The 25,484-nt window shown below is 42.6% G+C and carries 25 protein-coding genes and 1 pseudogene; 14 read left to right on the top strand and 12 right to left on the bottom strand.

The window, feature by feature from the left end; genetic code table 11:
* Positions 1-217: 217 nt before the first annotated feature.
* Positions 218-973, bottom strand: a complete 756-nt coding sequence (locus tag DRW42_RS13305; RefSeq protein WP_113949312.1) for an SDR family oxidoreductase — start codon at positions 971-973, stop codon at positions 218-220.
* A 45-nt stretch (positions 974-1,018) separates the two neighbouring features.
* On the bottom strand, positions 1,019-1,774 hold the full coding sequence (locus tag DRW42_RS13300; protein WP_113949311.1) for an SDR family oxidoreductase: 756 nt from the start codon (positions 1,772-1,774) through the stop codon (positions 1,019-1,021).
* 701 nt (positions 1,775-2,475) lie between these two features.
* Here DRW42_RS13300 and DRW42_RS29290 point away from each other — a divergent pair.
* Positions 2,476-2,874, top strand: a pseudogene (locus tag DRW42_RS29290) (DNA polymerase ligase N-terminal domain-containing protein).
* Positions 2,875-3,100: 226 nt separating this feature from the next.
* Here the strand turns inward: DRW42_RS29290 and DRW42_RS13280 are convergent.
* From DRW42_RS13280 to DRW42_RS13270, 3 genes are all read right to left on the bottom strand, one after another.
* Positions 3,101-3,409: a putative quinol monooxygenase gene (locus tag DRW42_RS13280; RefSeq protein ID WP_113949308.1), complete on the bottom strand. Its 309-nt coding sequence runs from the start codon at positions 3,407-3,409 to the stop codon at positions 3,101-3,103.
* Between the two features lie 8 nt (positions 3,410-3,417).
* Positions 3,418-4,152, bottom strand: coding sequence for an SDR family NAD(P)-dependent oxidoreductase (locus tag DRW42_RS13275; protein WP_113949307.1), 735 nt, complete (start codon positions 4,150-4,152; stop codon positions 3,418-3,420).
* Positions 4,153-4,274: 122 nt separating this feature from the next.
* Positions 4,275-4,841, bottom strand: a complete 567-nt coding sequence (locus DRW42_RS13270; protein ID WP_113949306.1) for an RNA polymerase sigma factor — start codon at positions 4,839-4,841, stop codon at positions 4,275-4,277.
* Between the two features lie 110 nt (positions 4,842-4,951).
* On the opposite strand from DRW42_RS13270, the gene DRW42_RS13265 reads away from it, so the two are divergent.
* A complete protein-coding gene (locus DRW42_RS13265; protein WP_113949305.1) occupies positions 4,952-5,170 on the top strand; it encodes a hypothetical protein in 219 nt (72 codons plus the stop codon).
* A 245-nt stretch (positions 5,171-5,415) separates the two neighbouring features.
* Here DRW42_RS13265 and DRW42_RS13260 read toward each other — a convergent pair whose 3' ends face one another.
* On the bottom strand, positions 5,416-6,471 hold the full coding sequence (locus DRW42_RS13260; protein WP_208643557.1) for a sigma-54 interaction domain-containing protein: 1,056 nt from the start codon (positions 6,469-6,471) through the stop codon (positions 5,416-5,418).
* Between the two features lie 703 nt (positions 6,472-7,174).
* On the opposite strand from DRW42_RS13260, the gene DRW42_RS13255 reads away from it, so the two are divergent.
* Entirely contained in the window at positions 7,175-8,815 is a 1,641-nt protein-coding gene (locus DRW42_RS13255; RefSeq protein ID WP_113949304.1) for a sigma-54 interaction domain-containing protein, read from the top strand.
* Positions 8,816-8,831: 16 nt separating this feature from the next.
* Here DRW42_RS13255 and DRW42_RS13250 read toward each other — a convergent pair whose 3' ends face one another.
* Entirely contained in the window at positions 8,832-9,443 is a 612-nt protein-coding gene (locus DRW42_RS13250; RefSeq protein WP_113949303.1) for a TetR/AcrR family transcriptional regulator, read from the bottom strand.
* Positions 9,444-9,548: 105 nt separating this feature from the next.
* On the opposite strand from DRW42_RS13250, the gene DRW42_RS13245 reads away from it, so the two are divergent.
* Positions 9,549-9,749, top strand: a complete 201-nt coding sequence (locus DRW42_RS13245; RefSeq protein WP_113949302.1) for a hypothetical protein — start codon at positions 9,549-9,551, stop codon at positions 9,747-9,749.
* Positions 9,750-9,804: 55 nt separating this feature from the next.
* On the opposite strand, the gene DRW42_RS13240 is transcribed toward DRW42_RS13245, so the two are convergent.
* Both DRW42_RS13240 and nrfD read right to left on the bottom strand, forming a co-directional pair.
* Positions 9,805-10,455: a succinate dehydrogenase cytochrome b subunit gene (locus DRW42_RS13240; protein ID WP_244215271.1), complete on the bottom strand. Its 651-nt coding sequence runs from the start codon at positions 10,453-10,455 to the stop codon at positions 9,805-9,807.
* Positions 10,456-10,679: 224 nt separating this feature from the next.
* Positions 10,680-12,164, bottom strand: coding sequence for an NrfD/PsrC family molybdoenzyme membrane anchor subunit (nrfD, locus tag DRW42_RS13235; protein ID WP_113949300.1), 1,485 nt, complete (start codon positions 12,162-12,164; stop codon positions 10,680-10,682).
* Positions 12,165-12,389: 225 nt separating this feature from the next.
* Here nrfD and DRW42_RS13230 point away from each other — a divergent pair, with 225 nt between their 5' ends.
* From DRW42_RS13230 to DRW42_RS13205, 6 genes are all read left to right on the top strand, one after another.
* Positions 12,390-13,016, top strand: coding sequence for a Crp/Fnr family transcriptional regulator (locus DRW42_RS13230; RefSeq protein WP_113949299.1), 627 nt, complete (start codon positions 12,390-12,392; stop codon positions 13,014-13,016).
* Positions 13,017-13,151: 135 nt separating this feature from the next.
* A complete protein-coding gene (locus DRW42_RS13225; RefSeq protein ID WP_113949298.1) occupies positions 13,152-13,883 on the top strand; it encodes an SDR family oxidoreductase in 732 nt (243 codons plus the stop codon).
* Positions 13,884-13,942: 59 nt separating this feature from the next.
* On the top strand, positions 13,943-14,788 hold the full coding sequence (locus tag DRW42_RS13220) for a helix-turn-helix domain-containing protein (protein WP_113949297.1): 846 nt from the start codon (positions 13,943-13,945) through the stop codon (positions 14,786-14,788).
* A gap of 49 nt (positions 14,789-14,837) precedes the next feature.
* Complete coding sequence (locus tag DRW42_RS13215; RefSeq protein ID WP_113949296.1) at positions 14,838-15,569, top strand: copper homeostasis protein CutC; 732 nt, start codon at positions 14,838-14,840, stop codon at positions 15,567-15,569.
* Positions 15,570-16,301: 732 nt separating this feature from the next.
* Entirely contained in the window at positions 16,302-16,865 is a 564-nt protein-coding gene (locus tag DRW42_RS13210) for a hypothetical protein (RefSeq protein WP_113949295.1), read from the top strand.
* A 69-nt stretch (positions 16,866-16,934) separates the two neighbouring features.
* Positions 16,935-17,993, top strand: coding sequence for an alpha/beta hydrolase (locus tag DRW42_RS13205; RefSeq protein WP_244215270.1), 1,059 nt, complete (start codon positions 16,935-16,937; stop codon positions 17,991-17,993).
* Between the two features lie 159 nt (positions 17,994-18,152).
* Here DRW42_RS13205 and DRW42_RS13200 read toward each other — a convergent pair whose 3' ends face one another.
* Positions 18,153-20,420 (bottom strand): tetratricopeptide repeat-containing sensor histidine kinase, encoded by a 2,268-nt coding sequence (locus tag DRW42_RS13200; protein ID WP_158544340.1) that lies wholly within the window; start codon positions 20,418-20,420, stop codon positions 18,153-18,155.
* Positions 20,421-20,887: 467 nt separating this feature from the next.
* On the opposite strand from DRW42_RS13200, the gene DRW42_RS13195 reads away from it, so the two are divergent.
* Genes DRW42_RS13195 through DRW42_RS13185 form a run of 3 tightly spaced genes read left to right on the top strand, consistent with a single transcriptional unit; the run spans position 20,888 to position 23,004 of the window.
* On the top strand, positions 20,888-21,649 hold the full coding sequence (locus DRW42_RS13195) for a glucose 1-dehydrogenase (RefSeq protein WP_113949402.1): 762 nt from the start codon (positions 20,888-20,890) through the stop codon (positions 21,647-21,649).
* A 23-nt stretch (positions 21,650-21,672) separates the two neighbouring features.
* Positions 21,673-22,095 carry a nuclear transport factor 2 family protein gene (locus tag DRW42_RS13190; protein WP_113949293.1) on the top strand — a complete coding sequence of 141 codons (423 nt, stop codon included), beginning with the start codon at positions 21,673-21,675 and terminating at the stop codon, positions 22,093-22,095.
* 9 nt (positions 22,096-22,104) lie between these two features.
* Positions 22,105-23,004: an alpha/beta hydrolase gene (locus tag DRW42_RS13185; RefSeq protein ID WP_113949292.1), complete on the top strand. Its 900-nt coding sequence runs from the start codon at positions 22,105-22,107 to the stop codon at positions 23,002-23,004.
* Positions 23,005-23,077: 73 nt separating this feature from the next.
* Here DRW42_RS13185 and DRW42_RS13180 read toward each other — a convergent pair whose 3' ends face one another.
* Positions 23,078-23,407 (bottom strand): winged helix-turn-helix transcriptional regulator, encoded by a 330-nt coding sequence (locus DRW42_RS13180; protein ID WP_158544339.1) that lies wholly within the window; start codon positions 23,405-23,407, stop codon positions 23,078-23,080.
* A gap of 135 nt (positions 23,408-23,542) precedes the next feature.
* Here DRW42_RS13180 and DRW42_RS13175 point away from each other — a divergent pair, with 135 nt between their 5' ends.
* The gene (locus DRW42_RS13175) at positions 23,543-24,394 is read left to right on the top strand and encodes an SDR family oxidoreductase (protein WP_113949291.1); all 852 of its coding nucleotides are present in this window, start codon (positions 23,543-23,545) and stop codon (positions 24,392-24,394) included.
* Positions 24,395-24,891: 497 nt separating this feature from the next.
* Here DRW42_RS13175 and DRW42_RS13170 read toward each other — a convergent pair whose 3' ends face one another.
* Positions 24,892-25,314 (bottom strand): cupin domain-containing protein, encoded by a 423-nt coding sequence (locus tag DRW42_RS13170; protein WP_113949290.1) that lies wholly within the window; start codon positions 25,312-25,314, stop codon positions 24,892-24,894.
* Between the last annotated feature and the right edge of the window lie 170 nt (positions 25,315-25,484).

Here is a 25,484-nt window from a genome sequence, read left to right as displayed (position 1 = left end):
GTGTTTTATTTGTTTTTTGTGATTTTTTGATGCTATTTTATTTCGCGGATAAGGTGGCATGCTCTCTAAATATCGAGAGCTGAAAGCTGGGTGCTAAATCTCTGTCGAACCGTTTAGCATGCTGAGACCAGACAAGCTGAATCTTCAAAGCGAAAGCCCCGGCTATTACGGCCAGGGCTTAAACAAACAAACAAAACTGCTAATGTAATTTAGCGGATTATCTTAAGTTACCCGGCAGGGCAATCCAGTCATCGTAACGCACTGAGCCAATCCTTGCATTCTCAGCAGGGGTTAGCGAAGAATCATTGATTTCAACCCCGAAATATGGTGTGTGGCTGTCGGCAATAAGTGTTCTGGTATCGCCTTTTAAGCCCATATATTTCTTAACCAGTTCGCTCAGGCCAATTTTCTCAGGACCGGCAACTTCTACTGTTGTGTTAATTGGGGAGCCTATGGTAATTGCAGTCATTGCAGCCACTACATCGTCTGAGGATATAGGCTGTATCATTGCGGGAGATACATGAATGGTGTCTCCAACAGTGCCCGATTGTATAATCCCCCCAACGAACTCAAAGAATTGTGTAGAGTGTAAAATAGAGTATGGAATTCCAGATTCCTTAATTAATTTTTCCTGCGCTAGTTTTGCCCGGAAATAACCGCTGCCCTGAAGCCTTTCTGTACCCACCACCGAAAGCGCAACGTGGTGTTTTACACCCGCTTCTGCCTCTGCAGCCAAAAGGTTCTTGCCACTCGTTTGGAAAAAATCCATAACCGCATTGTCCTCAAATGAGGGTGAATTGGCAACATCAACCACAACATCAGCACCTTTTAGCGCTTCTTTCAAACCTTCTCCGGTTATGGTGTTCACACCGGTCTGGGGTGCACCCACTATTACACCATGTCCCAGTTTTTCAAGGCTGGCTACTAATTTACTTCCTATAAGGCCCGAGCCTCCAATTACTACAATCTTCATATATTGATGATTTTGCGCCACTAGCAGTGGCTGGTTTATAATTACTTATTTAAGATTTCCGTCAACCGCTATCCAGCTGTCATAGGAATACTTTCCTACAATCGGGCTGTTTCCAGGAGTCAGGGTATCACTGGTTACAGGTGCGCCAAAATAATGCGCATCGTCATCGGTAACTACTTTACGTTGATCTGCTTTAAGGGTAAGGTATTTTATCACGATCTCATCAAGACCAATTTTTTCTGGTCCCGCGATCTCAACAGTTTCATTCTTCGCGGGCTGGCTAACAAGCCCTGCAAGTGCTTCTACGACATCAATGGATGCTACAGGCTGGAACTTTGCTGATGAAACATGCACATCATTACCAACCATCCCTGATGAGGCGATTCCGCCTACAAACTCAAAGAACTGGGTTGCCCGTAAGATTGAATAAGGGATGCCAGATGCTTTGATAAGTTTTTCCTGGGCAAGTTTTGCCAGGAAATACGGGTTGGCACCCTCGCGGTCAATGCCAACTATTGACAGGGCAACATGGTGTTCAACTCCGGCAATTTTCTCGGCTTCCAAAAGGTTTTTTCCTGACACAGTAAAAAATTCCATCACCGCTTTATCCTCAAAAGAAGGCGAATTTGCCACATCCACAACAATCTTTGCGCCACGGAGCGCATCAGCCAGACCTTCCTTGGTGATGGTGTTTACTCCAGTATTTGGTGAGGCAGCAAGGACATCATGTCCAAGACCTTTCAATAGTTTAACCAGCTGGCTTCCAATAAGACCAGTACCGCCTACAATTACAATTTTCATTTTTCTTTTCTCCTAATTTATTGCCCAATGGACAGGTTTTAAATAAAATTCATTTCCGCTGGATCTCATCGCCCATCGCTCATGTCCTGTTGCTGATCGGTTTTCCGCGGGGACACCGCGCCGACGTTGGTTAGTCCCGTGCACGAACGGGTGGAAAGTGCACATACCATTACAGCCTCCTGGACAAACTGACACCCGTCATCTTCGTTGCGATGGGCGATCGGCAGATTTTCCGGGCTGTTCTTTCCCATATATACTGCTTATCCAAATTATCTTTTCTTGAGTTTTCATTGCTCGAATCTGAAGCCTAAGATTAATAAATTGTCATCAGAATTATTTTTCTCTAAAGCCTTTGATGGATCTGCTAATCCGGTTTGCAAACTATGTGCCTTAAGTTTTAATTATCTTTAAATCAATTTGTTGTGTTTTTATGAGCATTGTTTCTGCTCGCGGTATATAGCTACTTGACAGACGGACTCGCGAAATATCAAGACTCTTTATGACTGGGCAAGCACCTTCGTAAATCGGGACCTATTCAAAAAGAATTCCTTTACATTGGAACGGCAACTTAAGGTGTTACGAGCTTGTTATGCACAAGAAAAACACGATATGAGATTAGAGAAATACGTGCAGAATAGGAACTTTTTCCAAACGGGGAACCGCAGGGAAGTTCGGAAAAGCAGGAAGATAAGCTGCGCTTTGTGATACAAAAACCTGATGCCACAAAACTTCATTATGATTTTCGCCCGGAAACGAATGGCGTATTGAAAAGCTGGGCAATTCCAAAAAATCCGAGTCTGGCTCCAAAGGTAAAGCGCCTGGCGATGATGGTCGAAGATCATCCACTTGATTACAGGGATTTCTAGGGCATTATTCCAAAAGGCCAATATAGTGGAGGGATAGTTGTTGTCTGGGATCAGGGCTGGTATGACACCATCGCACCCAATGACGCACGCGCCGATCAGGAAAAATTTCTACCCGAAGAGCTTGGCAAGGGATCAGTCAAAATAAAAATTAACGGTAGAAAGGTCAATGGGGAATTTGCGCTGGTCAAAACAAAGGGAATAGGGCCAAATGCCTGGTTGCTCATAACACATTGATGAATTTGCAAGTTCCCTTGCTTTACTTAAGCTCGACCAGTCGGTACGTTCTGGGATCGCCAGATCGGAAATGGGGCAAGGGGAACATTAGGATAAAGGGTACAAATAATACTCAATAATTATTTTGTCTTTTCCAGACATCTGGCATATACTTAGAAGGACGGATCACTGGTGATCCGCCCTTAACATTGATTTGCTATTTGCCAATTAATCAATACCTTAGGTTTTAATCATAAGCCGATAAAAAGGTCTGAGCCGGAAAATCATTCTCAATTTTACCTTTCAAAAAAGCCAGAAATGCTTTGGTATGGGCTAGGGCACGATGGTGTTGATACTCCAGCTCATTGGTGAATACCTCATAAAAAACAAAGGCCCTGTTTCCATTTTTGATGGTGTTGAACAAAAACATTTCGCAGCCCGATTCTTTTCTGCTTTCTGTGCAAATTATCTCAGCCTCCTTCATAATTGAATCCTGAAATCCTTCCAGTGGAACAATCTTGGCCAGAATGATGAACTTATTTAAATTTAACTGCATATACGTTATTAGTCGAGATTGTGTCCGGCTCCAAGGCCGCCGTCAACATTTATTATTGCCCCGGTAATAAATGTGCTCTTTGCCACTGTATATACCATGTCCACGATATCCTGTACTTCACCGACCCTGCGCAGCAGTAGCAGCCCTGCATTTTGATCCTCCATTCCGCCGTGCATTGGTGTACGTATAATTCCTGGAGAGACTGTGTTGACCCTTACGTTGTTTTTCCCAAACTCTGCCGCAAGGTGAATGGTGAGCCCGTCGATTGCTGCTTTACTCGCAAGTTGGGCAGTATGTGGCATTCCGCTCATTCCGTGGTTAATCAGTGGGGAGCCTATGTTGATCACCACGCCATCGTTTTGTTTAACCATTTCCCTGATGGCCGCCTGGCTTGTGAAATAGGTGCCTTTGAAGTTGGTATTCATAAAACGATCCAGATAAGCCTCATCAACCTCTAGAAAAGGTCTGGTTTCAAATAATCCCGCATTGTTGACTAAAATATCTACAGAACCAAATTTTTCCAGGGCAATTTTGACCATTTCCTCCCCGGTCGCTTTTAATCCGATACCCCCAACCACCATCGCGAGGTTTTCTCCTCCTCCAAGCTCCAGGAAGACCTGTTGAAGTTTATGTGCTGTTGTAGAGTTAATCACTACATTATATCCATTGGCTAAAAAATAGCCTGCTATTCCTTTGCCAATCCCTGAGGATGCTCCGGTTACCAAAATTGTTTTTGCTTTCACTGTTTTTCTTTTTTAGTATTTTCAGGCCCTTTGCCAGACCACAAAATTGAGCTTCAGCTGAATGCCCGATATGGTCCAAATCAAAACTTAGAACTGGTCCACCAGTTCGGATTGGTACACTTTCAGCTCGGGCAGCTATGGTAACTGTCCAACATAAATTCCTTAATCAACCTGATGGAGTGGCTCATATGCGTATTTACCGTGGCAACTGAAATACCCAGGGCATTACTGGCCTGCTCATAAGTATTACCATCAATCTTACAGTAGATAAACACAAGTTTACGTTGGGGGCTTAGGCGATCGACTGCCTGATTAAGCAGTTTATACTCTTCCTTTTTTTCCAACATTTCTTCCAATCCTGGCTTTTCGCTGTAAAATGTGATTTCCTCCTGGGTAAGACGCTGCGCTCTGGCTTCTTTTCTGTAATGGTCGTAGATTTTGTTCATGGCAATCTTCAGCAGATAGGCCTTGAGGGATTTTTCCGGATTTATGCTCCGGTGTTTGATCCATAGTTTTAAAAACACTTCCTGCAGTATTTCCTGGGTGAGGTCTTCATCTTTCACAACATGATAAACACTTTTGTAAAGTGGATCAAAATAACAGTTGTAAATCAGTCCGAAGGCGGCCTGTTTACCTGCCACCAAATCCTTTATGGTTTCTGGGGATATTGAATCTGTGAAAGCTGCCATGGTTTCAGTTTTTTAGGTGCGCACATAAATCATTTGAGTGCACGGTGTGGGATATTCTATTTTTTGCTTTCTGTTCATTGGAAATTCTCTATACAGCGTATTAGTCTGTAATGGGAAGATTAAAGACACCAACACAGACAGCCGATGTGACGGGATTGCTTTTAAATGGCATAGATCTCGTTCTGCCGGATAAAAAAAAAATTAGCAAACGGATCATGAAAAAACTTGAAGAGGGTTGGGGAAGCTGCGCCGTCCCCGGGCAGTTTGATTCCAGCAAAAAAAGGATAGAAGAATATCTTCTGCAAAAGTGCTTTAAGCTACAGAAGTAGTACTGATCAATGAATGGGTTACTCTTGTTCATATGCGCAAATCTTTTTGGGAGCCCGCAGGCTTGGATCCAAAAGAGTATTTGCATAAAAAAGGCCAATTCGTATTGAATTGACTTTCAGTTGTTTGTGTTTTGTAGGGTTGTTTTTTAGTCTCGGTCCATCGGGGATTTCTGGCTAGATTAATTAAATATCAACAATTAGAAAATATGAATCGGCCGGAAGATGGTGGGAAAGGCTTACAACGTTCAGGGCTTTTTGATCCCCAGTTTCTTTATCCTCGAATTAAGCGTCGAGATATTGATATCAAGTACCTCTGCGGCTCCGCCGCTACCGTAAATTTTCCAGTTACATTGTTCCAGAACTGCGATAATATGATCCCTTTCGTTTTCCTGTATGGTCTTCATCCGGGTTTCTGTATGTCCACGGGTTTCTGCGGGAAGATATATTTTTTTTAGTTCAGGGCCATCATTGAGCAGTATACTTCGAAATATGATATTTTCAAGCTCCCGGACATTTCCAGGCCAGTGATATCCTGTTAGCACTGCAAGCGCTTCAGGGGATATCCCATTGAAAGATTTATTGGCTTCTTTGGCAAAGTGGCGGACAAAATGTTCTGAAAGCAATGGAATGTCTTCTCGGCGCGCGCTTAGAGGTGGAAGTTCAATGGGAAAAACATTGAGCCTGTAAAAAAGGTCTATACGGAAGTTGCCGGCCGCTGCCTCCTCGGCAAGATCTCTGTTGGTGGCAGCAATAATTCTGACATCGATCTTTCTTGTCCGTCCGCCAATAGGTTCTATTTCCCTTTCCTGTAACACCCGTAAAAACTTCACCTGCATCTCCAGTGAGAGTTCGCCAATCTCATCAAGAAATATTGTTCCTGTGTCTGCTTGTTCAAATTTCCCTGTTCGCTTGGTTGTCGCTCCTGTAAAAGCCCCTTTTTCATGCCCGAAAAGTTCTGACTCTACCAGGTGCTCGGGAAGCGCAGAACAGTTCACAACAATAAATGGATTCTTTTTTCTGGAGGAATTTGAATGGATTTCTTTGGCGATGAGCTCTTTGCCTGTTCCACTTTCACCAAGAATAAGTACCGATATATCAGAATTGGCAACAAGCCCGACCTGTTTGAGCACCTCGTTAATTTTTGGGCTCTTTCCCAGGAAATTCTTAACCAAGATTTCTTTAACAGGCTTTTTAACATTCAAGTCACTAACGCCTTTTTGTTCAAAAAGGTACCAGGCCACATCAAGCATTACCAATACATCTTTTTCACGAAAAGGCTTGACCAGAAATCCCTGTGGCATGGTAGCCTTCGCTTCTTCAAGTATTTTCTTATTTGAGTTCGCAGATAGAAAAACGAACGGGATGCCGAATTTTCCTAGTGTCCTGGCAAGATCGATCCCGGTAAGGCTACCCTGAAGTTAAATATCAAGAAGCACCATATCAGGATGTTCCTTTTTAATAATATCAAGAGCCAGTGGAACAGAACGTGCAATACTACAGGTTGTATAACCAGCCTTTAACAAGATTCGCTCCAGACTGTAAGCTTCTATGAACTGGTCCTCTACAATTAGAATTTTCAATTTCACGCTACAAGCCCTCCTTGAAATGATCAGAATAGGAATCTACCCTGGAAGTGGGAAAAGGGAATAATATGATTCCTTTATAATCTATACCAGCAAATCCGCTGGAAAATCCTGACTTAATTTCTGGCATTTGAGTGAATTTTTCCAGGATAAAACTCGGAAAAAAAAAGCACTTTTTTCCTATGACTGGAAAACCTGGATAAGACTTCTACCAGTTTGACCCCAATACCTGGCTGGAAATAATCATATATCATTAATCTTAGGGTCGTATTGGTGAAATATCAATAATTTTAATTTTGGATGTGCTTTAATGTGTTGATCTTTAATATTTTAAGTGTGTGGTATAACTTTTGATTTGTTCAAGTACAATCTAGCAGTATTATGACAGTTATCCATATACATATTTTTTTATTTCTCCAAAATGGCTGATATTAATCAAACTCCTAATGCTTTCGCTGAGGAAGTAATCGATGGGGCAGCAAAAAAAAACTTTAGGGAACCCCTTAGTGTATCTGAAATTGATACTGTTAACTTATTCCAAATGCTCGCCGAGATGCTCATCTCATCCAAATCAATTACCTGCGAGCGTCGAATGAATGGCTGGATAGCGAAGAATCTGAAAACAGCGGGTATCCTCCGCCATTACTTTATTTCCTACAGAAATCCTGAAGGAGGTTATTCCCATTTCTTTGATAGCGAGAGCCGGTACGCACCCGACCCGGATTTTAAAGAGCTTCTTTTGTGCAAGGATGGATTTGGGGGCATTTTTAACCTTAGGCTAGCCCAGTCGGATCTGGTCCTGGAAGTTGACGTTGCAGAAGCTTTTCACAGGGGCGGGGTCTCACCATGGATATTTTTCCTAAAAAGGATTGGAATACAAAAAATTATAGGCTTGTCGCTGAATGACTCCAAAGGTTATCTGGGTACATTCTGGTTTGAACCTGTGATAAACCATAATGTTTTTTTCAGATCGGTGGCGGCTTTGCTCTCCATGATCCTCAGTAATATCTTTTGCGGATTAAACCTGGTAAGTTCTACTGGTCAGCAGGGGCGTATTCGGGAAGATGCGCATAAGGGAGTGCTAAAATCTGATTTCGAGAAAACCTACTCCGGTAATACCATGATAATCGGTAAAAGTAGCTGTATGCTGGAAATGGAGCAGCTTATCCAGACCGTTGCCCCTTCTTCTGCCACAGTTTTAATCAGTGGGGAAACAGGGACCGGAAAAGAGTTGATCGCCAGGCGAATTCATGAGTGCTCCCTTCGCAAGGAGAACTTAATGGTCAAGGTGAACTGTGCCACACTTCCGGCCAGCCTGATAGAGTCAGAACTTTTTGGCCACGAAAAAGGTGCCTTCACAGGGGCGGTCGAAAAACGGATAGGTAAATTTGAACTTGCACATAAGGGAACGCTTTTCCTTGATGAGATTGGCGAGATGCCCCTTGATTTACAGGTTAAGTTGCTTCGTGCAATACAGGAAAAAGAAATTCAGCGCCTTGGAGGAAGTAGTATCATTAAGGTCGATGTACGTGTTATCGCAGCGACAAACCGTGGTCTTCTCGAAGAGGTAAATCTGGGCCGCTTCCGTAATGACCTTTATTACAGGTTAAACGTGTTTCCTATCCATGCCAATCCATTAAGGGAGCGTTCCGGTGACATTAATGAGCTGGCCACTTTTTTCCTTGAAAAAATAGCGGCCCGGACTCTGACTAAAGTTAAATCACTTTCGAAAAATGCGCTTAGCCAGCTAAACGCCTATAGCTGGCCAGGAAATGTCCGGGAACTTGAGCATCTGCTGGAGAGGAGTGTACTTATAAATGATGGGGCAGTGATCACCAGTGTTTATCTGCCCGATTCCACTCCTCTGAGTCAGGTTGCAAAAAATAACGTACACAGTAAAAAGCTCGGCGATCACGAACGGAGCTATCTTTTAGAGGTACTCAGGCAGCACAACGGAAAAATATCAGGAATAAACAGTGCAGCGAATACCCTGGGGATTCCTCCTTCAACGCTAAGCTCAAAGATCATCCGGTTTGGCATTCAGAAGGATGAGTATAGCTGAAAAGTTGGGTTTAGGCTTAGAAGATCCCAAGAATTCGTTTCATCCATGCCGGGGCCTGCTTTTGCCGTTCAGCCATCGATGCTTTGAAACCCTGCTCGCTTACTTTACCGCTGGCACTTAAAACCGGCTTCATGAAAAAAGGAAAGAGCAATATGCCCAGGTAGGTAATCAGGTGCTGTACCGGATCGGTATCGGGATCGGCCTGTTTCAATTGGGCAAGGTAAGCAGATTCCATGATTTCAGATTTAAAGCGGATTTGGTTTCCAAACCGCTCGGGGTTATGCTGGATTTCGGTTAGTACAAATATTGGTAAGCTGGGTTCATCGATTATCGTAGCTATATATTGTTCGCTCAATAAATCAAGCTTTTGCGAAAGAGAGGTGTCCTTATCGCTAATTGTTGGGAGGATGAAAGAAAAAAGTTTATCAATATTCTCCCGCATGATAATTTCAAACAGGTTCTCTTTGCTCCTGAAATGGTAGTTCATTAACGCAAGATTTACCCCGGCTTTCTCTGCGATATCCCTGGTTTTGGTAGCCGCATAACCATGCTTCATAAATTCACTTTGCGCAACTTGCTTTAGTCTCTGGATGGTAGTGAGACTGACTTCATTTTTTTCTACAGCCATGATTGTCGCCAAATATACCGTAAAATAAAATTAAACACTTAATTAAACAAATGTTTTAAACATCTGTTTAAATTTATTTATCTTTGTATTTAATTTAAAAAGAACATGGTTGAGATTCTTCTTTTATTTATGCTTCCGGTAATCCTGATGCCTCAGATTGCGGCTGGGATTTTAGCCAAACAGACAGGTAGAAAATTTTGGTTTTGGTTTTGGGTATCCTTTGTTATTCCCTTCATCTCACTTATTATCCTTGTTTCTATCGAAGACAAAAGTAAAAAGCCAGATCAGATTGATTCGGGCGACTGACCTGTATCAAAGCATTTATACATCGCTGGGGATACAATGAACATAGGTGCTTAAACTATCTAATCCAGCCTAGGTAAATTGCCACCGGCATCATTGCCAGAATTAAAGGCACGATGATCGAAAAACATAGCCCCGAGAAACTGATTAGCCAATTGTATTTTAAATGGGATATACCCATAGTCGTAAATGCACTTTTAAAGCCATGAAGAAGGTGCCAGAAAAGTGAAAAACAACCCAACAGATAAATCACAACTTCTATAGGATGGCTGAATTTTTCTAGCATCATCGCATAAAGTGGCAATTCCTCACCGGTTTTAAATTGTGCAATGCGGTTAGGTATCCAGAAATTTGAGGTGTGGATAACCAGGAAAAGTAATATCAGCGTACCCAGCAGTGCCATGCTGCGGCTGTACCAGGTACTGGATTTGGAATTATCTTTATAAGCATATTGGACCGGGCGTGCCCTTCGATTTTGCCTCCAAAGGTAAACCCCCTGGATGATATGGATCACAAAACCGAGAATCAGAACGATCTCAAGTGTTCTGATAATGGGATTGGTAGCCATAAAATGAGCTCCTATTGTAAAAATCTCCCCTCCGTCGTTGTAAAAAATAAGTGCATTGATGCTTGCATGGACGATAAGAAAAGTAATCAGAAAAAATCCGGTAAGTGCCATGGTAATTTTTTTTCCAATGGAGCTGCTCATAGATTTAATAAACCAGTTCATAATGCTTTGTGCTTTGAATTTCCAATTTCCAGTGGTTCCGAAAAATGACCATACAAAAATAGGCTGCTCCCTTTACCTGCGGATGGACCAGGGTTTCAGGATTCCTATGGTCCAGGAGCAGGTTCGGGGAGCAGCCCTTATTTGAATTGGGATTGTTCGTTAAATTGACTCTACTAATCTTGAAGTCACAGGCCCGTGGGTGATCAAAGCTTCTGCTTAATCTCCTTGTATTTATCAAGCTTGACGCTATCGAACTTCTGCAGGTCTTCAAGGTATTCCTTTACCTGTTCCCCGTTCAGCTCTCCGGTTTTGATAAGTTTGAGTTTCACCTGTTCGCTGGAAGATTTCAAAAGCAGTTTAACTTCTGCAATTGCCACTGAAGGAAGAAACCTGAGGAACAAAAGGAACATGAAGAAAAATACGCCTATCGATCCAATAAAAACGCTTACATCAGCCCAGGTAGGGTAAAACATGGCCCAGCTCGAAGGAAGATAATCCCGGTGCAGGGAAGTTACAATAATTACAAAGCGCTCGAACCACATGCCTATATTTACAACTATGGATAATATCCAGGTGATCCTGATGTTCGTCCTGATCTTTTTAAACCATAATAATTGCGGGGTTATCACATTACACGTCATCATTATCCAGTAAGCCCACCAGTAAGGACCCGTTGATCTGTTGATAAAGGCATACTGTTCATATTCGGATCCGGAATACCAGGCGATGAAAAATTCAGTCAGATAAGCCACGCCAACAATAGATCCTGTGAGGATAATGATCTTGTTCATCGATTCGATATGGAACATGGTAATATAATTTTCCAGACCCAGAACTTTCCTTGCTACAAGGAGTAAGGTAAGCACCATTGCAAAGCCGGAGAAAATAGCACCTGCAACAAAATATGGTGGAAAAATCGTGGTATGCCATCCCGGAATTACTGAGGTTGCGAAGTCCATCGATACGATGGTATGTACCGAGAGTACCAGTGGCGTAGAGATCCCTGCAAGGATCAGGGAAGTTACCTCAAAACGTTGCCAGGTTTTTACGCTCCCGGTCCATCCAAAAGAGCAAATAGAGTATATTTTTCTGCGCAAACCGGTGCTCCGGTCACGAATGGTGGCAAGATCCGGAAGTAGCCCTGTATACCAAAACAGCAAGGATACGCTGAAGTAAGTTGAGATTGCGAATGTATCCCAGACCAGGGGCGAGTTAAAATTTACCCATAGCGAGCCAAACTGGTTAGGAAGCGGAAATACCCAGTAAGCTAGCCATGGCCTTCCCATGTGAGAGATAATGTATGTTGCTGCACAGATTACCGCAAAGATTGTCATCGCCTCTGCAGATCTGTTGATCGAATTTCGCCAGTTTTGTCTGAACAGAAGCAACACCGCAGAAATCAGGGTGCCTGCATGTCCGATACCCACCCACCAAACAAAGCCTGTGATATCCCAGGCCCAGCCAACAGTTTTATTCAGCCCCCATGCCCCAAGCCCGGTCCAAAATACATAACTTATCGATACCAGCCATAAAAGAGTTCCGGCAGATGCAAGGCCAAATCCCATCCACCAGGCTTTTGTTGCCCTGTTTTCAACAGGAGAAAGGATTTCGTCGGTAATTCTGGAATAGGTAAGATCTTCACCGGTTATTAAGGGCTCTCTCAGGATAGATTCCTTGTTTTCAGACATAATTAAAATTCTTATTTGTTTCTATAGACTTTTATCAGTTATAGATAAGATCATTTATCTCTAACTGCTAATTTTAAGGCAAAGCTAGCCAACCTTAAGCGGGAAAAAGTTAACATAGTTGAAGAAATGATTTTGTGCTAAAAAAAACGCTGGACCACCTTCAAATTGGTTGTTTGGTCCATTTCGGGCTCCCGGTTTTTGCCGAATATTAGGCGAAATTTTAATATGGAAAATTCAGAATTTTTACCGGATATCCCTCCTGCATCTTCGCACACATCTATAGATGGGTTAATTGAGGAGATAGCAATGATTTCACCGCTATCCGTTCAGCAGGAGCGCCTGATTCGCGAAAAGTTTGTTCGCATAAAATATCGTAAAAAAGATGTGGTCCTGGAACAGGGCGCCATTGTACAGGAAATTTATTTTATCGCATCTGGAATTATCTGTATGTACGGGCTGGATGATAAAGGTTCTTCGCATGCGCTTCAGTTCGGCATCCCGGGCTGGTGGCTTACCGACCTAAATGCATTTATGAATGGCTCAGCTGCCGAGTATAAAATTGAGTGTGCTGAACACTGCGAGCTTCTTGCTTTATCCCGCAAAGACTACCTCCAGTTAACCGGGGCAATATCCTCTTTCCAGATTTATATGCATCAGGTGATTTTAAACAAATATAACAGGGCAATAAAAAAAATCGAGCTCTTGATGTGCGAGAACGCTGAAGACAGGTTTCAGAAATTCACTGCCGCTTTCCCTCAGTTTGTAAATCAGGTTCCCCAGTACATATTGGCCTCGGTCCTGGGATTTACGCCCCAGTTTTTGAGTATGCTCCGTTCCCGGTTAAAGAAATGAACTCAATAAGGATTCATCCAGCACTCTTGGCTTTCCATGTCCATAGTGGCATGAACATTTTAGTACCTCAAATATGAACGTTTTGGTCAAACTTTGCCTTTTCCCCATCGATACATTTGTAGCAAAAAACTAGCTATGAAAAATATAAATGGAAAAGTAGTGGTCATCACTGGCGCAAGTAGCGGAATGGGCGCAGAAACTGCAAAGAAATTGGGTGCACTTGGTGCAAAGGTGGTTCTTGGGGCCAGGAGACAGGAAAAGCTCGATTCCTTGGTGGCAAGTATCGGAGATAATGCGCGCTATATGCAGAGTGACGTGACCAAAAAGGAAGATGTCGACAGACTGCTGAAATTTGCTATCGACACTTTTGGGAAAATAGACGTATTGTGGAATAACGCGGGAGTTATGCCGATATCTTTTTTCGATGAAGGCAATCTTGAGGAATGGGAGAGGATGATAGATGTTAATATTAAAGGAGTGCTCTATGGGATTCATGCAGTTTTGCCCCACATGATTAAAAACGGGAATGGACATATCATTTCCACATCCTCTACCGCAGGCTTGAAGATTTTCCCCAGCACCGGGGTTTATTCCGCTACGAAAGGCGCAGTAAAGTCTATTATGGAAGGTTTAAGGGAAGAGATGGCTGGTAAAATCAAAGTGACCACGCTTTATCCCGGAGCTGTATCAACTGAACTGGGTAGTGATATTACCAGCAGGAAGGTATTCGAAATGATGGAGGCAATGGGACAAATCGCAACCATAGATGCCGAAGCGATTGCCGATGCGGTAGTCTATGCCATCAATCAGCCTAATGAAGTAGCGGTAAATGAAATTACCATCAGACCCTTACAGCAGGCGATGTAGCCGGTAGGTATCCTGTCAGGTAGCGGCTGATTATGTTAAATATATCTTAATTGATTCAAATGGAAATTCAGCGTCTCAATATCGGTACGCCAGGTATTGTTTATTCGGTTGGCTGGCATAACCACATGCTCCTTGAGGAACTGATCGATCAGCATCTGATCGTTCATATCCTCAGTGGAGAGATGAGGCTTATCGGACAGGATTCTGATCAACTTTATCGTACAGGGGATACCGTGCTGGTTTGTAAAAACTACTTGATCAAATGTATCGGAGTGGGAATAGAAAAGAGGCAGCGCTATGAGAGCATTGTATTCGTGTTAGATGAAAAGCTGCTTGAAGACTATGCCCTGAAATATGAGATTCCCAGGTCCAGAGGAGGGCTGACTTCCAATAGGGGCATAGTCCTATTAAGTTCATCGCTTGCCCTTAGCAGTCTGTTTGATTCTTTGGATGCTTACAGGAAATCTGGTAAACAGCTTAGCGAGCCCATGCGCAGGCATAAGCTCGAAGAGGCAATCTTAGCCCTGGCTGAACAGGGGCATCACATTTTTGAATCGCTTTTTGATTTCCCGCAACCTGGCAAGATTGACCTCAAGGCTTTTATGCTCAGAAACTATATGTTCAATATCCCAATTAGCAGGTTTGCATCCCTTACAGGAAGGAGTGTATCCACTTTTAGAAGGGACTTTCAGCAGAACTTTGGTATGAAGGCCTCTGTTTGGCTTGTGCAAAAAAGGCTTAGCCAGGCATTACAGCTTTTGAGGGAAGGCAATAGACCAATCGATGTTTACCTGGATGTCGGGTTTGCAGATATATCACATTTTTCCAGGGCCTTTAAAAAGGATTTTGGCTATCCTCCCTCACAGGTAAGGAAACAAATAAATCCCAGGCCCTTGGGGAATTAGTGCTTGGCTTTGCCTATTTTTAACCTTCAATGCCTTAATCAAAATTCAAATGCCAGTTAAACAGTTAGAGGTCTGTGCTTTCAATATTCAGTCTTCCATCATTGCCCAAAGGGTAGGTGCAAACCGGGTGGAGCTTTGTGACAATCCTTTAGAAGGTGGTACAACCCCATCATACGGAACGATAAAGCAGGTCAGAGAGCAGATCTCAATAGACCTGTATCCGATTCTCAGGCCAAGGTCTGGAAATTACTTTTATTCGCAGGAAGAATACCGGATCATTAAAGATGATATTCAAATGTGCAGGGATCTTGGGTGCAATGGCATTTCGGTCGGTACACAGCAAAGATCGGGTAAGATAGACAAGGAATGGCTCAAACGCATTGTTGAATGGGCAGGCCCGATGGGGGTAACCTGCAACCGGGCTTTTGACGGAACCCCTGATCTTTTTCAGGCATTGGAAGATCTGATTGAATGCGGCTGCGAAAGGGTGCTCACCTCGGGAGGAGCAGCTGGTGCCCCTGAAGGTGCACAGGTGCTCCGCGAGCTCACCATTCAGGCAAATAATCGCATAATCATTATGCCGGGAGCCGGAATAAAATCTAACAACCTTAAAAAACTTATTGACCATTGCCACGCAACACAGTATCATGCCTCGGCCAGGGCCATTGTTCCCAACCCGCTCCATTACATCAATTCTTCCATTACCGATTACGGCAATCTTTACGTATCTTCTGAAACAGAGCTCTCCGCGATGCTAAATATTCTTCATCAGGTACACTAAATTATAGCAGTATAAATTAGTCTTTCAAAAAAAATGAAGGGGCTAATTTATACTTGAATTTTTCATGTAATATTTCTTTGCTATCAGTTTGATGTATAAGCACTGGATGCTCACGGGGTCAAATGCCCGGAAATCTCTATAGAATTATTAGACTTAGCCAGTAGACCCTCGCCGATAATCATCAAAGTTGAGGCTTTTGACGAAATGGCGTTGCACAGCTTATTCATTAAAAAAGCGTTTTTTGCGATATTTTTTAAGGTTCTAGGAATACTGCTGATCCCCAAATTGAGTAAAGGAAGCCTATGGCCATTGGCGTTTACTTCCTTTACTGACGATAATTGTCTAATCGGTAATCAAAATTAAAACCAGGGGACGAATTCCACCCGCTAAACAGAGTGTTTTCTGCCGATATATCAATTCATTTTTGTTGAAATACGATTAGGCGTGGGCTTTTGAAGTTTAGTTTCTAGTTTAATAATCTGATTATCAGATATTTATTTTAATGGCATTGATTTGGACTACACATCAGTGGTTAAGCGTATTTAACCTGGGTCAGATAGACCAGGGAATTGTGGCTAAGCGAAGATATGAGTTCATCGAATTTCAGTTACCATGCTGAACTCAGTAGATATTCAGGTTTTCTAAAGCGAAAATTCCTCTGTTCCCGGGTTAGCAAAGCGGCTTAGCCAGAAAAATCAAAAAATGAATTAAACGATTAAAAAATTAAGAATCATGAAAAATCAATTTAAAACAATTGCAGCAAGCTTATTATTTATTTCTCTTATGAGCATCTTGTCCCCGGTTCAGGCGCAAAGAGCGCCTGGTATCCGTTATAGTGCCGGAGTGGAGGGTGGACTTCCCATTTCTAATCTTTCAGATAATTACACCTGGTCTCTGGGCGGTTCTATCCAGGCCGATATTCCCCTTTTAAAACAAGATCTTTATTTAACCTTTAACGCCGGATTCTATAATCTGTTTACCGACAGCAAGACTTCAGGTGTGGTAGAAGACATTCAATTAATTCCTGTAAAAGCCGGTTTAAAGTATTTCCCGGTCGTTAATTTTTATATTCAGGGTGAAGCAGGAGTTTCATTTCTCTTAAATGATAGTCCTATTGCAGATAAGTCAGCATCCTTTACCTGGGCACCGCAGGTAGGATACTTAATTCCAGTTGGTGCAAAAAGTTACATCGATGCCGGATTTAGATATGAGGGAAACAGCAAATTCTATGAGGCTGGGAAGAGCAATGGCTTTTTGGGTCTTCGTGTAGCTTATGCATTTCCAATCGAAAAATAGCTTTCATAAAATTTAATTCAATTAAATCAGATTTCCCGCTTAGTCCGGGAAGTCATTATTCAAAAAGATATGATGCATGTTAGAACTAATGTACTTAGTAGAACCAGATTGGTTATTGTGAGTTTACTGTTGATTATAGCAGCAGTTACAACGGCTGGGGCTCAGGGTAAAGAATGGTATGCCGATGAGCATATAGCCCCTGAAGTTAAAAACTTTCTTCTCGCCCTGAACAATGGCGGTCCAGGTCTGGAAACCCTAAGCCCAAAAAACGCGAGGGCTGTACTGGTAAATGCCCAGAAAAGTGTTAAGGTCGATTATTCGGGAATAAGTGAATCTGAGAAAATAATCAAAGTTGATGGGCATACCGTCACATTGAATATTGTTCGCCCTCAAGGTAAAAATGGTGTTCTCCCTGTTTTTATCTTTATCCATGGTGGAGGATGGGTATTGGGAGATTACCCTACGCATAAACGCATGGTCAGAGACCTTGTTGTAGGATCGGGGGCTGTTGGGGTGTTTGTCAATTATACCAGAACACCTGAGGCTAAATTTCCAGTTGCGATCGAAGAAATCTATTCAGCTACAAAGTGGGTGAGTGAGCATGGTTCAGAAATTGGTGTGGACGGAAAAAGACTGGCCCTGATCGGTAATAGTGTCGGCGGGAACATGACAGCAGTTACCTCCATCCTTGCAAAAGAGCGAAAGGGACCGGAAATAAAAACTGCTGTGATGATGTGGCCGATTGTTGATGCTAATTTTGAAACGCAATCTTACAAGGACTATGGACGTGACAGGTTTCTTACCACTCCGCTTATGAAATGGATGTACGATATGTACATTCCGGATGCTTCCAAACGCGGCGATTACCGGGCCTCTCCCTTAAAAGCAAGTCTCGAACAGCTCAAAAGTATGCCGCCAACATTAATTCAGGTTGCTGAAAATGATGTTTTGAGGGATGAGGGGGAGGCTTTCGGACGTCGCCTTTTGGAAGCGGGTGTGGAGGCTACAACTGTACGTTACAATGGGGTAATCCATGACTGGGGTTTATTGAATGGCCTTGCTGAAATCCAGCAGACCAAAGATGCATTCGCTCAGGCTTCATCGCAATTAAAACGCTATCTGTTTTAATGCAATCATTGATTGAGGTACCTTTTATCGGGTACCTCGATCTATGTGTTATTTGCTGTCAGATGCCTTGTGGTATTTCTAACGCAAAAATAGCTATTGCAGTACAAGGGATCAAAGGCTTGAGTTACACCATAGGTAAGAATGTTTAGTATATGCGATTTAAAGCATAACATTTTCAGATGACTTCAGGAAATCTGAGCTGAAAGTTAAAGTGAGCACCGTTCCATTTTTGTTCTCGACTTTTAAGCTCCCATTGATATCGGCGCTCAAGCCTGCTATAAGTTTCAGTCCAAGGGAACTTAGCTTTTCATTTTCGGGCCGATCAGGAATGCCTATTCCGTTATCCGATATCCTCATGGTAACGGTATCCTCATTTTTTTTCATTACAATAGAAATCATACCTTTCTCTTTGTTCGGAAATGCATACTTTATTGAATTGGTTACCGCTTCGTTGATGATCAGGCCAATGGGCATGGCCTTGCCAACCTCTAAAGACAAAGGATCTACCTCGCTGATGTATTCTATATTGTTTAGTTCACCATAGCTGTCTTTTAGATAGGTAATAAGTTCTCTTACGTATTCAACCATGTCGATGGATTGGATCTCGTCCGATGCGTACAATTTCTGATGGATCAGGGACATGACATAAATCCTGTGCTGGCTATTTTCAATCGCTGCAAGCGCGTCGTCCTTTAGGAATTCGGCCTGTGTGTTGAGTAGAGAAATTACGGTGTGCAGGTTGTTTTTTACCCTATGATGTACTTCCTTTAATAGCCATTCTTTCTCAGAAAGTAGCCGGTTAAGCCTATCGAGAAGAACCTCTTGTTTTTCGTTTTTTGAAAGGATCTCGGCGTTCAAGAATAGCTTTGTCCTATACTGACGGTAAAAGACCAGCGCTACGATCAACAATACAACTGCCCCGATAATCAAGAAATTTCGGATCAGACTTGCCTGCTTAATGTTTGCCAGATCCAGTTGGGATTTCTGCTTTAAAGCCGCAATTTCACTCTGCTTTTTATCGTCCTCATATTCCACCAGCAGCTTGTTTATTTCCGTCCGCTTTTTTTCCCTGGCTACCGAATCACTAAAGTTATGTGTCAGACTGAGGTTTTTTATTGCCGAAAGGTAATTTCCCGCTGCCGAGTCCACCATAAATAACCGGTATTTTAAACTCGATATTGAATTGGGCGTTGTTGAATGGTCTATTCTATGCATTGCGGAATCCAGGTAGGGCTTAGCTTTAGCATACTGTTTACTTTCGATATAGAAATAGCCCATTCTGTCAAATGATGAGAAGCCCAGGTCATTATTTTCCTTAACCACATTGAATCTTTTAAGATAATAAATTTCTGCCTTATCGTATCTTTTCAATGCCAGGTAAATGTTGGCATACATTTCAAATATCGTTCGCTTTTGCTTATAGGCTCCCGGTTGGTTCCCCACCAAAATACTGTCAAGGTATTTAAGCGCTTTTTCCTCTTGCTTCAGGTGTATTAAGCCATAGGCAACCCCCTGAATTGCAAAATACATATCCCATATCCCTGGATAAACCTTATAGTAGGTTAGAGATTTTTGATAAGCTTCAAGTTCTTTGTTGAATTCAGATTCCTGCTTGAAAACGATCGCCAGCAGTTTATAAAGGTCTCCGCCGGACATGATGTCATTATTTTTTTGCATTTCTTTGATACCAGCCCGTAGATAAAACATCGCTTTATCATTCTTACCCTGCAAATTATACATCTCAGCAGTCAGGTAATAGGCATAAGAAATTCCCGGAACATTAAATTTTTTATAATCGGCCAACACATTTTCAATTTCAGCAATGTACTTATCATTTTCACCTTCCTGAAAGGCAGTCAGCGCCAGGCACTGACGGGCGATGAGTTCATTTCGCCTGTTCTTAAGTTTTTGGCTCAAAGGAATTGCCAGGCTAAGTATCCGCCTGCTGTTGCTGAGCAGATCCTTGGTAACCCCTACGCGCGAATTTGTGAGATAAAAACCAAGGGAAACCAGCAGGTCGCACCTGCGTTTCTCATCCAGTTCTTTCAAAAGCCCCTCGGCAGCCTTGAACTTATAGTCACAAAGCAGGCCAAGGCCAATCAGATATTTAGATTCGCTGAATTTTTCCTCGTTTTTCAATTTCTTACTGATTCTGGCCGCATCATCAGCATATTTTATGCTCCTGGCAATATAAACGGGTTTCCTTTCCGGCCGGAAATAGTATAGGCTTGATAAGGACAGCAGCACATTGATTTTATTCAGCTCATCTTTGGTCCTACTCAACTCAGTTAATAGACCATTTTCCATATTCACACCTACCGGCTGCGGAGTGGGGAAGTATTGTGCATTTACATTTGCTGAATAACAAATCAGGCAAAGCGCCATAATACATACCTGGAACAAACCAGAGCGAAATGAGAAACGCATTTTTTTTAGGTAGATCATGTTATTAGAGCTGTTTGCGGACTGTGAATAAAATTCGGTAAAAAAAATGAAAAATATTTTTTGCTGCAGAAAGTTTTCATCCCCTATATTGCCTGAAAGGTAAAACAATTGCCTGATGATGCCTCGGGAGCATTTTTGTCTAATGCTCTGTCTATCAAATACTACCTTTTATTTTTTTGCTGGATCCTTCTAGCTACAACCCAACACGCTTTTTCGTGCTGGGTTAAATTTCGTTCTATTTCGCGGACAAAAATAGCAATGGCGAAATAGAGCAGTTTTGAAAGGTTTAAAAATTAACTTAAGTTGCTGACTATCATAATATTATGTTTTGGGTATAAGCTTTGAAGCCTTGAACGTTGAAATCTGGTAGGTAAAACCTTTGTAGCCCATGGTAAACAAAGAATATAACAAGCGGATTGAGGTATAACTATTCAAAAAATAAAGCAATTATGTCAAACTTAAAAGGAAAAACTGCCCTGGTAACAGGTGCAAGCAGGGGTATTGGTAGATACACTGCAGAGCGATTAGCTAAAGATGGTGCCCGTGTTGGCGTTCATTACGGACAGAATAAAGAACTGGCACTGGAAACGGTAGCAGCAATAGAGGCCAATGGTGGTTCTGCATTTGCCATTCATGCTGATCTGTCTTTACCACATGCTGCAGAAACATTATGGAAAGCTTTTGATGAGCATGCAGATAAAGTGGATATTTTGGTAAACAATGCCGGTGAGGTTGTATACGGAACTATCAGGGAAATTGTCGAAGAAGATTTTGCGAGACTTTTCACTGTAAATGTTAAATCGCCGCTTTTTATTATTCAACAGGGATTATCCAGAATTAACGATGGAGGAAGGATTATTAACCTTTCTTCTGCTGCGGCTTACATGGCTAGCCCAATGGCAACAATGTATTCTGCTACCAAAGGCGCAATCAGTACCTTAACCAGAACCTTAGCCTGGGATCTTGGGGATCGCCAGATTACTGTCAATGCTGTTGCCCCGGGGTTTACCGATACCGATATGAGCAGCTGGTTTGCAAATCCAGGTGCAAGGGAATGGGCAGCAGGACAAAGTGCTCTTGGAAGAGTTGGACAGCCGTCTGATATTGGTGATATCATCGCTTTTTTAGCTTCCGAAGATGGACGCTGGGTGAACGGACAAACTATAGATGCTACCGGTGGTGGTCTATTAGGGGTGACCAAAGCTGGTTAATTTTCGCTATAAAATAAAACGAAATGAAAAATAAAATTTCTGATGAGCGTGCCATTGAAAATCTAATGGTCGCCTACGCATTTGCAAATGATGATGCGGACATTGCCCGTTTGGGTGAATTATTTAAGGATGCAACATTTTGGATTGACCAGATGTCAGCTAAAGGAAAGGAAGAAATTTCCGCGGTTGCAACCAGTATGATCCAGGTTCTGGAAAACGGACGTTCGGCAACTACCCACGAGATTACCAATATCATAATCGAAATCGCGCAGGATGGTTTGAGTGCTTCTGCCCAGGCCTACTGGACGCTTTACAAGACTGTTAGCGGTGAACCAAGAACGGCCGTAATGAGTGGCCGTTACAGTGATAAATTTACCTTCGGAAAAGATAACTGGCATTTTCTGGAGCGTAAGGCTTCGGTGCTTTGGCAACTTGAAAAACCATAAAATTAGCTTATGTCGACAACAAACTATATGGATATCCGGGAATTTACCGAAAAGTTTTTCACTTCTGTAAACCCGCCAAATTCTCTCGAAGAAACCAGGAGCCGTCAAACAGCTTATGGTAAGGGTTCTGCACTGCCAAAGGGTTGGGGCACAAGCCCGATATTGCTGGGGAATGTCCCAGCCCTGGAGATATCAGCTCCAGAGGTAGCGTCCAAAGGTGCGGTACTTTTCTTTCACGCCGGAGGCTATTCTGCTGGTAGTGCAGAGGATCATGCAGGACTCGCCGGGCATATTGGGCAGGCATGCGGGCTGAAATCCTATTGCGTGGATTATCGGCTTGCTCCGGAACATGTATTTCCGGCGGCGGCTGAAGATGCCTTCGAGGCTTATGTTCAGCTCAGGATTAAGCTTGGTAATGATGAACCCATAGTTCTCGCTGGCGATTCCGCAGGAGGAGGACTGGTTATTGTTGTTGCTCAACTCGCTAAAAAAAGGGGATATCAGGGGCCGGCTGCGCTGTATGCAATAAGTCCATGGATTAGTATGGACCTGGATAGTCCATCTTACAAGAAAATTGGCGCTAAAGATCCGATGCTGAGCAGACAAACATTGGGTGCTTTGCGGGAGCTTTATCTGAACGGACATCCTGCTGCTGATGAGATGGCTTCCCCGGTTTATGGTGACTTCGCTGACTTTCCGCCTTTGCTGATCGATGTCGGCTCCAGTGAGGTGCTGTTGGGAGACGCTATAGAGCTGTCTCGCTTGACAGCAATGGAAGGAAATACAGTGAGCTTAAATGTCTGGAAGGATATGATACACATTTTTCCGTGGTTCTATCCGCATCTTTTGGAGGCAAACCAGGCGATACAGCAGGCCGGAGAGTGGTTAAGAAAAACAATAGGCAAATAAGCTTTGATTTTTCTGCTGCTTCCATACCCAAAAAAGATTGAAAGGCCCTTCGTCCCTTAACTGGCTGCAGGTTTTAAGACTTCGGTGGATGTTCGTTTTTTCCCCAGTCGAACATGGCCTGCAAAACGGGAGTAAGGGTCTTTCCTTTTTCACTGATCTCGTATTCTACCCTGGGGACTTTCTCCTTGTAGTGGTTTCTAACGATCAGGCCATCCTGCTCCAGCTCCCTTAATTGCTGGGTCAGTATTTTCTGGGATATACTGGGTATAAAAAGGCGAAGTTTTCCAAACCTGACCGGGCCATCGAATAACTGGACCAGAATTACCGGTTTCCATTTGTTGCCTATTACCTCGACTGTACGTATGATGTGGCAGTCCTTTGGATCGTGATGAATTGTTCTCATGTGTTGCTTAGTTACCTTTAGGAAACTAGTTTTTGACGCTTAGTTACCTTTTGGAAACCAGTAAAAACGGCGATTTTTTGAATAAATAATGGTCAAACATTTCCTTTGTGCAAGATAATTAAAAAAGAAATTGAAATGAGTAAAGTAATTGTAATAACAGGTACAAGCAGTGGTTTTGGAACACTGATGGTTAAAAAGTTTTCATCGGAAGGATTTAAAGTGGTTGCAACAATGCGCGGTAGCCAAACCAAAAATATAGCTGTTGCCGGGGAGCTTTCAGCCCTTCCGGGCGTGGAGGTAATGGAACTTGATGTAGCAGAAGATAATTCTGTAAAAACTGCAATTTCCTCGATACTGAAAAAATATGGTAAGATTGATGTGATGATCAATAATGCGGCAATCCAGGGGATGGGCCTGCTTGAGGCATATAGCCTGGAGCAATTCCAGAAGATCATGAACATTAATGTTTTTGGAGTTTTGCGTGTTTACAGGGAGCTGCTTCCTGCTATGCGTAAGGAGAGAGATGGTCTTATTATAAATGTCTCAAGTAATGCAGGACGCTTTTCTCCACCTTTTCAGGTTCCTTATAACAGTTCAAAATTCGCGCTTGAAGGCATTACAGAAGGTGGGTATGATGAGCTAATCGGACAGGGAATTGAGACTGTAATCATTGAACCGGGTGCATTCATGACCGAAATGTATACCAAACAGGGAACACATGCCGACCGCGAGGAGATTCTTGCTGAATATGGTGAACAGACCGCGCAGATGATGGCAGGTTTTGGCGCTCAATTGGGAAATGCTCTGCAAAAGCACCAGCCGGACGCGGCAATGATTGCAGATGCTGCGTTAGCACTCGTTAACATGGACAAAAAAACCAGACCACTAAGAACTTCAGTAGATCCAATTGCCCAGGGTGTGGATTATGAGTATAACAATTCAGCGAGTGAACTTAAAGCCAAGTGGGTTTCAAAATACATGTCTTAAATCGCAAAAGCATGTTTTGACATTATATCTGGGATCATTACCTCTTCGGTTTGATTAACGGCTATCGCAGCAATCTGATCACCAGCTATAAACGAGATGAATTTTGAAGTGAAAGATACCGGACTGTGGATTTCCAAAGTCCGGTATCTTAAGTGGGGGCAATTTATGTTGTTTCAGGTATCTGGTAGTTTATAAAACATGTAAATTCCGAACGAATCGCCCTTAGACCTCCTGCGTGTAACAAGCCGGGAGATTCCCTATATGTTCAGGGCTTATTGATGTTTTGCCGGATACTCATCGCAATTACTCTTTTTGATAAACGCTGGTTCTGAGCGTCATCAGAAAGTAGGAATGCTGTATGTTCTGTCATTATTTTTTTACTATTTGACCTTACTTACACCATGAGCCAGGAAAAAATGGCTTTCTTTTTCCCTTGCCTGTGGAGTTGCTAAGGGTAGTAACAGTATCACTGGCAATTCCCGAATTTCTGCCAGTAACTACTTTTTTTCAGGTACCAAAAAAGGCTGCTCCTTGCTGCCAATAAAATAAGCTAGTAATTTAGCAGGTTTTGTCTTGCTCAAATTCCTGGTAGAATTATGCAGGCCATTTGGCTCTTCCCAGAAAGTATCTCCTTTTTTATAAATGTGCGTCTTACCTTCAAAAGTAGAAGCGATTTCGCCTTCAAGAACGTAACCTATAGTCGGTATAGGGTGGCGGTGTGCCTTGGAAGACTCTCCGGGACCAAATGTAACCAAAACCATTTTGACTTCCTGATTTTTGATCTCTTTGGTGTTGATGACCTTTTTAAAGACCACCTTAGGTGGAACCTGAGTCACCTCGTCCTTTGATGCATGTTGTGCGCTTGCACTAAAACTTAGTGCAAGGCTAAGTATAGCTGCTCCTAATAATTTTTTTTCCATTTTTTCTGATTTTAATAATTGAAGATTGTGTCCTAATCAGGTACTTTATTTCACAGTAATCCATCGTTTGCCATAAGCCATGAATTACTATTAATAGCTCATTCAAAAACAAAACCAATTTTTTAAATACCTGTAAAACAGTATTTTGTTTGTGTTTTTCTGTGTTTTTT

The organism is Pedobacter miscanthi (genome assembly GCF_003315595.1).
Classification (GTDB): Bacteria; Bacteroidota; Bacteroidia; order Sphingobacteriales; family Sphingobacteriaceae; genus Pedobacter; species Pedobacter miscanthi.
Note: the sequence above shows the minus strand (reverse complement) of the source record. Positions and strands in the feature narration are given on the sequence as shown.